Origin of the sequence: Bradyrhizobium erythrophlei, assembly GCF_900129505.1 — a bacterium.
GTDB lineage: Bacteria > Pseudomonadota > Alphaproteobacteria > Rhizobiales > Xanthobacteraceae > Bradyrhizobium > Bradyrhizobium erythrophlei_D.
Map to the genome: position 1 here is coordinate 2,472,113 of NZ_LT670818.1, position 12,379 is coordinate 2,484,491.

Annotated in this window: 10 protein-coding genes; 5 read left to right on the forward strand and 5 right to left on the reverse strand. The window is 64.4% G+C overall.

What is annotated here, in order from left to right:
• Positions 1–23 precede the first annotated feature (23 nt).
• The 4 genes from B5525_RS11630 to B5525_RS11645 all read right to left on the reverse strand — a co-directional run bounded on the left by B5525_RS11630 (position 24) and on the right by B5525_RS11645 (position 6,805).
• Positions 24–3,173, reverse strand: a complete 3,150-nt coding sequence (locus tag B5525_RS11630) for an efflux RND transporter permease subunit (protein WP_079566133.1) — start codon at positions 3,171–3,173, stop codon at positions 24–26.
• Positions 3,173–4,093, reverse strand: a complete 921-nt coding sequence (locus B5525_RS11635) for an efflux RND transporter periplasmic adaptor subunit (RefSeq protein WP_079566134.1) — start codon at positions 4,091–4,093, stop codon at positions 3,173–3,175. Before B5525_RS11635 ends, B5525_RS11630 begins: the two co-directional genes overlap by 1 nt.
• A gap of 394 nt (positions 4,094–4,487) precedes the next feature.
• Complete coding sequence (locus tag B5525_RS11640; RefSeq protein ID WP_079566135.1) at positions 4,488–5,177, reverse strand: OmpA family protein; 690 nt, start codon at positions 5,175–5,177, stop codon at positions 4,488–4,490.
• A 158-nt stretch (positions 5,178–5,335) separates the two neighbouring features.
• Complete coding sequence (locus B5525_RS11645; protein WP_079566136.1) at positions 5,336–6,805, reverse strand: caspase family protein; 1,470 nt, start codon at positions 6,803–6,805, stop codon at positions 5,336–5,338.
• A gap of 496 nt (positions 6,806–7,301) precedes the next feature.
• On the opposite strand from B5525_RS11645, the gene B5525_RS11650 reads away from it, so the two are divergent.
• Together B5525_RS11650 and B5525_RS11655 are read left to right on the forward strand one after the other, a co-directional pair.
• Entirely contained in the window at positions 7,302–8,108 is an 807-nt protein-coding gene (locus B5525_RS11650) for an N-acyl homoserine lactonase family protein (protein ID WP_079566137.1), read from the forward strand.
• A 156-nt stretch (positions 8,109–8,264) separates the two neighbouring features.
• Positions 8,265–8,609, forward strand: a complete 345-nt coding sequence (locus tag B5525_RS11655; protein ID WP_079566138.1) for a RidA family protein — start codon at positions 8,265–8,267, stop codon at positions 8,607–8,609.
• A gap of 120 nt (positions 8,610–8,729) precedes the next feature.
• Here the strand turns inward: B5525_RS11655 and B5525_RS11660 are convergent, their stop codons facing one another.
• Positions 8,730–9,308 carry a MarR family winged helix-turn-helix transcriptional regulator gene (locus B5525_RS11660; protein WP_425305302.1) on the reverse strand — a complete coding sequence of 193 codons (579 nt, stop codon included), beginning with the start codon at positions 9,306–9,308 and terminating at the stop codon, positions 8,730–8,732.
• A gap of 130 nt (positions 9,309–9,438) precedes the next feature.
• Between B5525_RS11660 and B5525_RS11665 the strand changes: the two genes are divergently transcribed.
• The 3 genes from B5525_RS11665 to B5525_RS11675 all read left to right on the forward strand — a co-directional run bounded on the left by B5525_RS11665 (position 9,439) and on the right by B5525_RS11675 (position 12,377).
• Positions 9,439–11,052 (forward strand): FAD-dependent oxidoreductase, encoded by a 1,614-nt coding sequence (locus tag B5525_RS11665; RefSeq protein ID WP_079566140.1) that lies wholly within the window; start codon positions 9,439–9,441, stop codon positions 11,050–11,052.
• Between the two features lie 8 nt (positions 11,053–11,060).
• Positions 11,061–11,285, forward strand: a complete 225-nt coding sequence (locus B5525_RS11670; RefSeq protein WP_079566141.1) for a DUF2783 domain-containing protein — start codon at positions 11,061–11,063, stop codon at positions 11,283–11,285.
• Between the two features lie 138 nt (positions 11,286–11,423).
• Positions 11,424–12,377 (forward strand): MBL fold metallo-hydrolase, encoded by a 954-nt coding sequence (locus tag B5525_RS11675; protein WP_079566142.1) that lies wholly within the window; start codon positions 11,424–11,426, stop codon positions 12,375–12,377.
• Positions 12,378–12,379 lie beyond the last annotated feature (2 nt).

Sequence of the window (12,379 nt, forward strand, 5' to 3'; positions counted from 1 at the left end):
CGTTGAGGAGTGCGGCGGAAATGCTACTCCGCCGCCGGCGAACGCACGATGGTCGGCGGCGGGGGCGGCTCGCGGTGGTCGCCGCCATGGTCGTTCGCCTGCTCGCTCTCGGGGTGTGAGACGATAAGCTTCTTGCCGAAGTGCCAGAACAGCGCGCCGATGTCGTCCATCAGCATGAACATCGCCGGCACGAACACCAGCGACAGTGCAGTCGAAAACACCAGGCCGCCGATCACGGCGAGCGCCATCGGCGAGCGGAATTCGCCGCCGGCACCGAACGCCAGCGCCGAGGGCATCATGCCGGCGGCCATCGCGATCGTGGTCATGACGATCGGGCGCGCGCGCTTCATCCCGGCGTCGATGATCGCCTCGTGGCGCGGCTTGCCTTCGCGCATCGATTCGACCGCGAACTCCACCAGCATGATGGCATTCTTGGTGACGATGCCCATCAGCATCAGGATGCCGATCCACACCGGCGTGGTCAGCTGCTTGCCGGTGACGAGCAGTGCCGCGATCGCGCCGCCGATCGACAGCGGCAGCGAGAACAGGATCGTGATCGGCTGGAGGAAGGTGCCGAACAACAGCACCAGCACCGCATAGACCATCATCAGGCCGGCGGTGATCGCGGTGGCAAAGCCTTCCGACAATTCGTTCAGGCTTTCGGCGTCGCCGGAGGGGCTGACCTTGACCCCCTTGGGCAGCGTCTTCATCACAGGCAGTTCGTAGATCTTCTTGGTGGCGTCGCCGAGCGCGGCGGAGCCGACGAGGTCGGCGGCGACGGTCGCCTGACGTTCCCGGTCGTAGCGGTTGATGCTGGTCGGGCCCTGGTCGAGCTTGATGTCGGCGACCACCGACAGCGGCACGCCGCCCTTTTCGCCGTGCTGGCCGAGCGGCACCCGCAGCTGTTCGAGCAAGGCGAGATCGCCGCGCGCAGTGTCCTCGAGCTGGACCCGGATCGGCACCAGCCGATCGCCGGCGTCGAACTTCGCCAGCGCCGGGCCGACGTCGCCGATGGTGGCGACGCGGATGGTCTGCGACAGGCTCTCGGTGGAGACGCCGAGCCGGGCGGCGAGATCCGCCTTCGGCTGGATGCGCAGTTCGGGCCGGTCCAGCGCGGTCTCCGAAATCACGTCGGAGATGATCGGAATCCGCTTCATCTGGGTCGCCAATTCGCTGGCGACGTTGTTGACGATATTGCTGTCGGTCCCCGTCACCACCAGCGAGATGGCGCGCAGGCCGTTTTCGTCGAGGAACCAGTAGCGGATGTCGGGGACGCCCTCGAGTTCCTGGCCGATCTCCAGCTCGAGCTGGCGCTGGGTGATCTTGCGCTCGGTCTTCGGGGTGTAGTTGATGATCAGCGCGGCGCGGCGCACCTCGAAGGTGCCGGGCGGCACCCTTCCGCCGTCGACGAAGATGCTCTTGACCTCCGGCCGCTGGCGCAGGCGCGCGACGATGTCCTCGGTGACCTTTTCGGTAAAGGCGAGTTGCGTGCCCGGCGGCAGTTCCATCGCCAGCAGCGAGCGCGCCGAGTCCTGCGCCGGCAGGAAGCCTTGCGGCAGCAGCGTGATGCTCCAGATCGAGGCGGCGAAAATGCCGAAGCCGATCAGCACGGTGATGAAATAATGGTTCACCGACCAGGTGACGAGCCTGACATAGGCGTGCATGGCGCGGCCCGGCGGCGGATCGTCGTGGTCATGATGCTTGAGAAAATATGCCGCCAGCACCGGCGTGACGAAGCGGGCGGCGAGCAGCGAGAAGAACACCTGCACCGACACCGTGATGCCGAACTGCTTGAAGAACTGGCCGGCGATGCCCGACATGAAGCTGGCGGGCGCGAAGATCGCGATGATGGTCAGCGAGATCGCGATCACGGCAAGGCCAATTTCGTCGGCGGCCTCCAGCGCCGCGCGATAGGGCGACTTGCCCATCCGCATATGGCGCACGATGTTCTCGATCTCGACGATGGCGTCGTCGACCAGAATGCCGGTCGACAGCGTAATCGCGAGGAAGCTGACCAGGTTGAGCGAAAATCCCAGGATGTCCATCGCCCAGAACGCCGGGAAGATCGACAGCGGCAGCGAGATCGCGGCGATGACGGTGGCCCTGATGTCGCGCAGGAACAAAAGCACGATGATGACGGCGAGGATCGCGCCCTCGAACAGGGTGGAGATCGCGGCTTCGTAATTGCCTTTGGTGTACTCCACCGAGGTGTCGATCAGTTTCAGGTCGACATCGGGATAGGCCGCCTTCAGCGCGTCGATCCGCTTCTGCACGGCAGCAGCAACCACCACGTCGCTGGCGCCCTTCGAGCGCTTGATGCCGAGCGCCACCACCGGCTCGCCGTTGAAGCGGGCGAAGGTGCGGCGGTCGGCGATGGTGTCGGTGACGGTGCCGAGATCGTCCAGCCGCACTTCGCCGCCGCCGAACAGCGGGATCATGGTTCCCGCCAGATCGTTCAGCGTCTTGGCGCCGGCCAGCGTGCGGATCGCCTGGTCGTTCTTGCCGATCTCGGCGCGGCCGCCGGCGAGGTCGACATTGGTGCCGCGCAGGCTCTGGCTGACATTGACGGCGGTCAGCCCCGCGGCCTGCAGCCGGTCGGGGTCGAGCGAGACCAGGATCTCGCGCTCGACACCGCCGATGCGCTCGACCTGGGCGACGCCGCGCACGCCCTGCAGCGCGCGTTTGACGACGTCGTCGACGAAATAGGACAGTTGCTCGGGCGTCTTGCCCGGCGAGATCGCGGCATAGGTGACGATCGGCAGGCCGATCACGTCGACGCGCTGGATCAGCGGCTCGGTGACGTTCTGCGGCAGGTTGGCGCGCACCCGCGTCACGGCGTCCTTGACATCGTTCAGTGCGCGGTCGGTGTTGGTCTCGAGCGCGAACTGGATCGTGGTGAGCGACAGCCCGTCGGTGATCGACGATGAAATATGCCGCACGCCCTCGACGCCGGAGACGCCGTCTTCGATCGTCTTGGTGACCTGCGATTCCAGTTCCGCCGGGGCCGCGCCGAACTGCGAGACCGCGACCGAGATCACCGGGATGTCGGCCGACGGCAGCCGCGTCACCGCGAGTTTGGTGAAGCTGACCCAGCCGAGCACCAGAAGGATGATCGAAAAGACGATGGAAGGCAGCGGATTGCGGATCGACCATGACGAAACATTAAGAGCCATCAGCGTACCCGCGTCCGATCGAGGTCCTCGGCGAACACGGTCTTGATCTGGTCGCCGTCATGCAGCGAAGAGCCAGCATCGGCCACGACGATTTCGCCGACGTCGAGGCCTTCAAGGATTTCCGTCGAGGTATCGGACACGAGGCCGGTGCGGACCTTGCGCGTTTCCACCGTGTTTCCTTTGACCACCTGGACCGTCAGATGGTCAATGGCGGTGCGAGGCACGGCGACACCGCAGCTGCGCTTGGCGTCGATATTGGCCCGGGCAAACATGCCGACCTTGAGCGAGGGATTGTTGCCCAGGGCTATCCGGACGTGGCCGAGTTGCGTCGAGCGATCGATCTGCGGCGAAACCAGCCGCACCCGTCCGACGAGATCGGGCGCGTTGTCGCGGCTTATTCTCACCGTCGCGCCGGGACTGAGTTTCAGCATGTGGACCGCCGGCACCTCGGCGTCGAGCTCGAGCTCGTTATTGACGGCAATGCGGAACATCGGCCCGGCCTGGGGCGAGGCCGGTGCGCCGACGACGGTCCTGACCTCGGTGACGAGGCCGGCCGCCGGCGCGCGCAGCGACACCGGTGCGGCTGAGGATCTGCCGCCGGGCTGCTGCGGCGGCGCCGTCAGCCGGGCCAGCTCCTGATTGTCGGTGACCAAATCGCCTTCGCGGACGAACACGTCGGTGACCTTCGAGCCTTCCTGATCGACCCCAACCACCGCTTCCCGGCGTGGCACGACGTAGCCGGTACCGCGGACCATATCGGAGAAGCAGGCATTGGTCGATTTCGTCACCACGACGAGGGCGGTACCCGGCGTTTCCTTTACCTCCGGATGGGAGCGATGCTCGAACCAGTACCATACGCCGCCCAGAGCGGCGAAGAAGACCACGGCGAGCGCCGGTTTTACATATTCGGTGAGCGTCATCGCCGGATCATTCCAGACCTGTTTGGCTGATACGATAGGGGATTTAGGCCGTCATTGCGAGCCACCGGGTCGGCGCGAAGCGCCGCCCGATGACAGGCTCCGCGAAGCAATCCGGCTTCGGTCATTCCGCGGCGATGCCAACGGGTCCGCGCAAAGCGCGGCCCGATGACAGGCTCCGCGTCGAACTCTGTTGCACATCGGAAAATCTCGAGATTCCCGGTCTGACCCTAACGTACCATCCCGAAATGACGAAAAGCTGGATTGCTTCGTCGCGGAGCCTGTCATCGGGCGCGCATTCGCGCGACCCGTTGGCTCCTCGCAATGACGAGAAAAGCGTCCCGCGGTGGTGCGGGACGCCTCGGTGCTGCGGAACCTCACCTGGCATCCGCGCCGGTCACTTGGACGCGGTGGTCTTGTTGGCCATGTTCACGACCTGCACGCGGCGATTGACCTCGGCCAGGGGATTGCCGGGGTCCTTGAGCTTGCTCTTGCCGTATCCGACGGTGACCAGATCGGAACCGGCGATGCCATATTTATCGACCAGATAGCGCTTGATCGAGTCGGCGCGGCGCTCGGACAGGTCCTGATTGTAGGCCTCGGTGCCGGCGGCGTCGGTGTGGCCGGCGACGACGAAGGTCGAGCCCTTCAGGTCGGGATTGGTCAGCGCCTTGCCGAGCGCCTGCACCGACGGCAGCGATTTCGAGCTGATATCGGCCGAGTTGTAGTCGAAGGTGATTTCCAGATCGATATTCGGCTTGTCCTTGGCGGCGGTGGCGATCTCTTCGCGCTCGGTAACCGAAAGCGAGCGGGTGGCCCGGCCGCGGACGCTCTGCAGTAGACGCCCTTCGGCAGCGTCCGCGGCCGGGTCGGTCTGGGTCTGCGGACCGAACGACAGGCCCCGGGTCAGCGGCCTCTTGGCCGGCGCCAGGGCGCGAACGATCTGATCCTCGGTGACATTGTCATCGCCGGCGACCGCGGTCGCCACGCCAAAGGAAAGTGCTGCGCCGATCGTCAGCAACGAAAGCATCGCAACAAGGGTTTGCCTTCCGAGAAAGGCCGTTCCCTTTCCAGAAAATATCGACATTGCCAGTCCCTCCTGCGCTGACCGCGCCGTTCCAATCAATGTTCCGAAAAAGCCGCGCACCCCAAACAAGGACAAGCCGGTCGCGGCGTCTCTCCTTGTGTCTCCAGAGCTCGCCTTGGGGTTCGAGGAAAGGCCGGCTTTTTCGGCCTAAATTGCCGTCAATTTACCCCGTAATCCGCGTATTCCTTGACAATATTGGGGTCCATCGCCTTGGCGTTGGCGATATCCAGATCCCCTTCGGAACCAGCGCCATTGCGCTTCTTGGCGAGGCCGCGCCCGTACAGCGAGGAGGTCAATCGCGGGTTGATCTTCAGCGCGGCGTCGAAATCGATAATGGCGTTCTTGATCTGGCCGCTCTTCAGGTTGACGAGGCCGCGGCTGTCCAGCGCGTCGACGAAGTTCGGGCGCAGGCGAAGCGCCTCGTTGCAATCCCTCAGCGCCGCCTGCAGGTCGCCGATCACGGTGCGCGCCCAGCAGCGGTTGTTGAGGGCTTCGACATCCTTGGGGTTGAGCCGGATCGAGCCATCGAAATCCTTGATGGCGAGATCGTACGCCCCCTTGGAGGCATAAACCTGCCCGCGCCGGTACAGCGCGTTCTGATCGTCGGGATTGGCGTTGAGCTTGTCGGTCAGGCTCTTGATGGTCGGGTCGTCGGCGAGCGCGAGTTGTGGCGAGCTCTCACTCTTCGGCACCGGCTTGTCGGCCGGAGGCGGAATCTCGACCTTTGGCGGCGGCAACGGGTCCTGGCGCGGCAAGGGCGGGAGCTGCGGCGGCGCGGGATCGGGGGCGGCGGGCTGGGGCAGCGCCGCAACCGCAGGACTTGGCATCGCAGGACTTGGCTTCGCAGGGCCCGGCGACGGGTGCGCGCCGGTGCCGGGGATGAACGAGAAATCCTCGGCCAGCGAGGAGGAAATCCACGGCACCTGCTCCTGGCGCGAGGCGCGGGTGACGCCGACGCGGGTGCGGTTGAGCGTCTCCTCCGCCATCAGATCGGGAACGCGGATTTCCTTGAGCAATTCCTGCACGAACAGGCTGCGGTCGCTGCCATTGTCCGAGACGACGGAGGAGAGCGCGGCCGAATACATCACCAGCGTGCCGTTCGGCGCGATCACCGGCGCCAGCCCCGCCGAAAAGCTCCGGAAGCGGCGCTCGAACGGGTTGCGCCTGGAGGCATCGATCAGGGCGATCTTGACGCCGGCGCCGCGGCTGTTGATTTCACCCAGCACCGTTTCCAGGCTGAAGCCGTCGCGGCGGATGTCGGCCTCGGTCCAGATCTGGGCGTCGACCGGGATCATGAAGCTCTGGCGGTTGGATTGGACGCCAAAGCCCGAGAAGAAGATCAGCGCGACCGAGCCGGGCTTGATGCGGCCGTAAAGGCGGTCGAAGGCGCGCCGCATCGCGTCGCCGGTCAGGTTCTCGCCGATCTCGACATTGAAGCCGTCGCGCTTGAGCTCGTCGGCGACGTCGCGGGCGTCGTTGATCGGCTCTTTCAGCGGCGCGTCGGCGTCGGGATATTTCGAATTGCCGATCACCAGCGCGATCCGGTCGCCGCGATCCGCAGCCGCCGACGGCACGGTCGGCGTGACCGAAACGAGCAAGGTCACAAGCAAGACGAATGGAATTTTCATGCAACGGCGGTCCAGCAAACGGGCGCCGATCCCAGCTCGCGCCTCGGCGACCCTACTCTACGCAATCCGCATTATCAAACCGGGCCGGCATGCCCTGTCAACTGTCGAAAGCTCCGCCCATTCCGTCAATTAGCCGCAACAAAACTTTCAAATCCAGCCGCCGTGTTGGGCTCGGCGCCAACGCTGCCGTCGGGGTGGTTGGGCAACGACGCGAGTTCCCTTTCGGGTAGTGGGGTGGTTCGGGAGCGGAGCCTAGAGTCAAAACGCGGTCGTAACGAGGCGCGACGCGACGTAGCCCTCCAAGCCCGTCATTCCGGGATGGTGCGCTAGCACCAGACCCGGAATCTCGAGATTCCGGGTTCGACGCTTCGCATCGCCCCGGAATGACGGCGGCTGGACACGCCCCGCCCGGTTTGACCTTTTGCCGTGGCGATGGCTTGTTGCGGGCCAAGCCACTCGCTCGACCCCGCAACCCAACCAGCAAGAAGTGGAACCGATGGGACACGCCTACGAAATCTTCGCGCTGCGCTATGCCACCATGTCGCCGCGCACGCCCCACCTCAATTACCTCGTGCCTGATCCGCATGAGACCACCGCCCAGGACCTCGATTATTTCGTCTGGCTGATCCGAGGCCACGGCCGCGACATCCTGGTCGATACCGGCTTCAACGCGGCCGAGGCGCAATTGCGCAACCGCAAGCTGACGCTCAACCCGGTCGAGGCGCTGGCGCGCTTCGGCGTCGCGGCTGACGCGATCAAGGACGTCGTCGTCACCCATCTGCATTACGACCATGCCGGCAATCTCGATCTGTTTCCGAACGCGCGCTTCCATCTGCAGGACCGCGAGATGAGCTATGCCACCGGGCGCTGCATGTGTTTTGGCGCGCTGCGGCATCCGTTTTCGGTGGAGCATGTGACGTTGATGGTGCGCCACGTCTTCAGCGAGCGTGTCACGTTCCATTCCGGCGATGGCGAGGTCGCGCCCGGCGTGACGCTGCACCGGGTCGGCGGCCATTCCGACGGGCTGCAGGTGGTGCGAGTCGAGACCGCGCGCGGGCCGGTAGTGCTGGCGTCGGACGCCCTGCATTTCTTCGGGAATCTGCATCGCCGCAGTCCGTTTCCGATCGTCTACAATGTCGGCGACATGTGCGTGGGCTGGGAGACCGTCGAGCAGCTCGCGGGCCATCCCGACCGCATCATCCCCGGACACGATCCGATCGTCAGCGACATCTATCCGCGCGCCAGCGACAGGGGCGATGCATTCGCGCTGCATTTACCGCCGTCGCGCTCGTTCGTGAAATAGCAACGCTTATTCGAGCGAAGCATGCCCCGGATGCGATCCGGGGCGCCAGCGTCGAGATCCGCCACGCCGGACTGATCGGCAGGGTGTTGCAGGAAGCGAGCGATGCCGGACTCTAATTCCCGTGATCGCGAAGCATATCGATGGAGGTAAACAGCCATGATCAAACGCTTTCCCGGCCTGACGCCGACCCGCAGCCGCGCCGTCGTGCACGACGACCTCGTTTTCACCGTGGCGGTTGCGCCCGATCCGGTAACCGCCTCGATGTACGAGCAGAGCGTCAAGGCGCTCCATCGCATCGACGAGAGCCTCGCTTTGTGCGGCACCGACAAGAGCAAGATACTCTCGGCGATCGTCTACATCGCCGACATGAAGCGGAAAAGCGAGATGAACCGCGCCTGGGACGAATGGGTCGATACCGCCAACCCGCCAATGCGGGTTTGTATCGGCGTCGATCTCGAACCGCCGCATATCGTGGAAATCGTGGTGACGGCCGCAAAGTGAGTGGTTGCGGGGACTGAAACGCTTCTGTCATTCCGGGGCGATGCGCAGCATCGAACCCGGAATCTCGAGATTCCAGGTCTGGTCCTGCGGACCATCCCGGAATGACGGCAGTTGAAGCAATCAATACTCCCCGGTCTTCCCGGCCTCCTTGCTGGTTTGCACCAGCCCGAGGCTCTTCTCGATCTTGCCGAGCGCATTTGCGAATTGCCCGCGCTCCTGCACCGACAGGCAGGACAGGATCTCCTGCTCCCGGCGCAACAACCGCGGGATCAATTGCTGGTACAGCGCGCTCCCCTTCGGGGTCATCCGCAACTGGAACTCGCGGCGGTCGTCCTGGTTCTCGACGCGTTCGACGAGTTGACGGTTCATCAGCGTGGTGACGGCGCGGCTGATGGTGGATTTGTGGGTTCGGGTGCAACGCGAAATGTATTGCGCGCTGCACGCTTCGTTGCGGAAGCCCAGCGTCGCCAGCACCCGCCATTCCGGAATGTCGAGCCCGTAGCGCTCGCGGTACTCGCTCGACAGCGCGGCGGAGACCTCGGCCGCCAGCCGGTTCAGCCGGAAGGGCGCAAATTTGAACAGGTCGAGGCTGGCGGCCGGTTTGGACGCGCTTTGCTGGCGCGAGCCAGTACCCACGCCAGATCGCCGTTCCGATCGCTTCTCCACCCGCTTCCCGGCCATGCTCTCGCTTGAAACCACCCTTGGCAAAAAATCGCTCCAATTTGAGTTGACGGCGGATGCCGGTAGGCTAGATAGTTGCATATGCGACTATCTAGCGGAATGACTATCTAGCGGGAACGGAGCCGCTTTGCCAGGGCAGACTGAGCGCATGGCGCCATCCAAAATCCAGTTCGGCTATCGGCGCCACGCCGATCAGGATCGGGCCGGCGCCGATATCGCCGAGCATCCGGTGGTCGTGGTCGGCGCCGGACCGGTTGGGCTGTCGTTCGCGATCGATCTGGCGCAGCGCGGCCAGCCCGTATTGCTGCTCGACGACGCGGACCGGATCGGCGAAGGCTCGCGCGCGATCTGCTTTTCCAAGCGTTCGCTGGAGTATTGGGACCGGCTCGGCATCGGCCAGCGCATGGTCGACAAGGGCGTGGTGTGGAGCGTCGGCAAGATCTTTCACGGCGCTTCGCTGCTCTACCAGTTCAACCTGTTGCCGGAACAGGGACACAAGCGGCCCGCCTTCATCAACCTGCAGCAGTTCTATGCCGAAGCCTATCTGGTCGACCGGGTGCGCGAGCTTCCCGCGATCGACCTGCGCTGGCGCAACAAGGTGACGGCGCTGGAGCAGCGCAACGACCTCGCGGTGCTGACGATCGAAACCCCGGACGGGCCCTATCGGGTCGCTGCGAAATATGTGATCGCCTGCGATGGCGCGCGGTCGTCGCTGCGGCAATTGGTGGGGGCGGAATTTTCCGGCAAGGTGTTCGAGGATCAGTTCCTGATCGCCGACGTCAGGATGACGGCGGAATTTCCGACCGAGCGCTGGTTCTGGTTCGATCCGCCGTTTCATGCCGGCCGCTCCGCGCTCTTGCACAAGCAGCCCGACAACATCTGGCGGATCGACCTGCAGCTTCATCCCGACGCGGACCCTGTGGTCGAGAAGCGGCCGGAGAACGTGCGGCCGCGGATCGCGCGCATGCTCGGGCATGACAAGTTCGATTTCGAATGGATCTCGCTCTATAAATTCCGGTGCCGCCGCATGGATAAATTCATCCACGGCCGCGTGATCTTTGCCGGCGATTCCGCGCATCAGGTCTCGCCGTTCGGCGCCCGCGGCGCCAATTCGGGCCTCGAAGATGCCGAGAATTTGGCGTGGAAGCTCGATCGCGTGCTGAAAAACCTTTCGCCGGAGGCCCTGCTCGAGAGCTACCACGCCGAGCGCAGTGCGGCGGCCGACGAGAACATAAGGGAATCGACCCGCTCGACCGATTTCATGGCGCCGGTGTCCCGCCAGGAAGCGCGGCTGCGCAGAGCGGTGCTGTCGCTCGCCAGGGAGACCGAATTCGGCAAGCGCATGATCAATGGCGGTCGGCTGTCGGTGCCGTCGATCTATCAATCGCCGCTGTCCAGTGCCGATGCCGAGATCTGGCGCGGCGGCCCGCAGCCGGGTACCTCGATGCCGGATGCACCGGTTGCCGCGCGCGCCGGCGATGCCATGTTCCTGACGGATGCTTTCGTGAAAGCGGGGACGCGGTTCACTCTGCTGGCGTTTTCCAATGGCGCTGCGGTCGATCCGCCCGACGGCGTCGGCGTGATCCGGATCGGGGGTGATGATGGCCTTTCGGATCCGCAAGGGTTGGCCACCAGGCGTTACGACGCCGAGCCCGGCACGGCCTATCTGTTGCGGCCCGACGGTTATGTCGCCGCGCGTTTTAAATACCCGACGCGATCAGCGCTCGACGCCGCCCTGGCGCGCGCATGCGGCATGAATTGAGGCGCAACATGGCATTGTCGACCAGCTCGAATTTCGCCAAGCCGGACGACGCTTTTCGCGCCGTCGTCGAGGCGCATCGCGGCTTGAGCGACGAAGCGAGCGCCGATCTGGACGCGGCGCTAGTGCTGATCCTGGCCAATCATATCGGCGATCTCGACGTGCTGGAGGAGGCGATCGCGCTGGCGAAACGGCGGATGCTCGACGCCAGCCAGCAACAACAGCAGCAGCAGTGAAAATATGCACATCATCAAAAGCGTCATTGCGAGCGAAGCGAAGCAATCCATAGACCAGGACAAAGCTGGATTGCTTCGTCGCTTCGCTCCTCGCAATAACGAAGTGGGTTCAGGGTTATCGCAAAAGGACTGGAATTAATGGCAAAAGGTTTCGCGTCAACGACCGACATGGCGGAGAAGAAAATCACCTTCTCCGAGATCGGCACCGATCTCTATGCCTTCACCGCCGAGGGCGATCCCAATTCGGCCGTGATCGTCGGCGACGACGGCTGCCTCGTGTTCGATGCGCAGGCGACGCCGGCGATGGCCAACAAGGTGATCGAGCGGGTGCGCACCGTCACCGACAAGCCGATCAAATATGTAGTGCTGTCGCATTACCACGCCGTGCGCGTGCTCGGCGCGTCGGCCTATCACGCGCAGGGCATCGTCGCCTCGCAGGAAACCTACCGGCTGATCCTGGAACGCGGCCAGCAGGATTGGGATTCCGAATACGGCCGCTTTCCGCGGCTGTTCCAGGATGCCGAGAGCATTCCCGGCCTGACCTGGCCGACGCTGGCGTTCGAAGGCGAGATGTCGATCTATCTCGGCAAGCGCGAGGTGCGCCTGATGCAGCTCGGCGCCGGACACACCTCGGGTGATATCGTGGCCTGGGTGCCGGACGCGGAAGTGATGTTTTCCGGCGACCTGATCGAATATCATTCGGCCTGCTATTGCGGCGACGCCTATTTGCGCGAATGGCCGGCGACGCTGAACGAGATTCGTGCCTTCAATCCCAAGGCGATCGCGCCGGGGCGCGGCGATGCGCTCAAGGGTCTTGCGACCGGGCGCGATGCGATTGCGATGACGCGCGATTTCGTCAGTACCCTCTATGGCGCGGCGGAAGCCGCCGTCGCCAAGGGCCGCAATCTCAAGGATACGATGGCGGCGGCGCGCGCGGTGATGGACCCGAAGTTCTCGAATTTCGCCATCTACGAACACTGCCTGCCGTTCAACGTCTCGCGCGCGTTCGACGAAGCCTCGGGGATCGACGACCCCGTGATCTGGACCGCCGAACGCGATCGGGAAATGTGGGCTGCCCTGCAAGGAGGATGACC

Coding starts and splice junctions, on each gene's coding strand:
- B5525_RS11640 (WP_079566135.1), bottom strand. CDS start 5,177: ATGTCGATATTTTCTGGAAAGGGAACGGCCTTTCTCGGAAGGCAAACC.
- B5525_RS11635 (WP_079566134.1), bottom strand. CDS start 4,093: ATGACGCTCACCGAATATGTAAAACCGGCGCTCGCCGTGGTCTTCTTC.
- B5525_RS11650 (WP_079566137.1), top strand. CDS start 7,302: ATGGGACACGCCTACGAAATCTTCGCGCTGCGCTATGCCACCATGTCG.
- B5525_RS11645 (WP_079566136.1), bottom strand. CDS start 6,805: ATGAAAATTCCATTCGTCTTGCTTGTGACCTTGCTCGTTTCGGTCACG.
- B5525_RS11630 (WP_079566133.1), bottom strand. CDS start 3,173: ATGGCTCTTAATGTTTCGTCATGGTCGATCCGCAATCCGCTGCCTTCC.
- B5525_RS11655 (WP_079566138.1), top strand. CDS start 8,265: ATGATCAAACGCTTTCCCGGCCTGACGCCGACCCGCAGCCGCGCCGTC.
- B5525_RS11670 (WP_079566141.1), top strand. CDS start 11,061: ATGGCATTGTCGACCAGCTCGAATTTCGCCAAGCCGGACGACGCTTTT.
- B5525_RS11675 (WP_079566142.1), top strand. CDS start 11,424: ATGGCAAAAGGTTTCGCGTCAACGACCGACATGGCGGAGAAGAAAATC.
- B5525_RS11665 (WP_079566140.1), top strand. CDS start 9,439: ATGGCGCCATCCAAAATCCAGTTCGGCTATCGGCGCCACGCCGATCAG.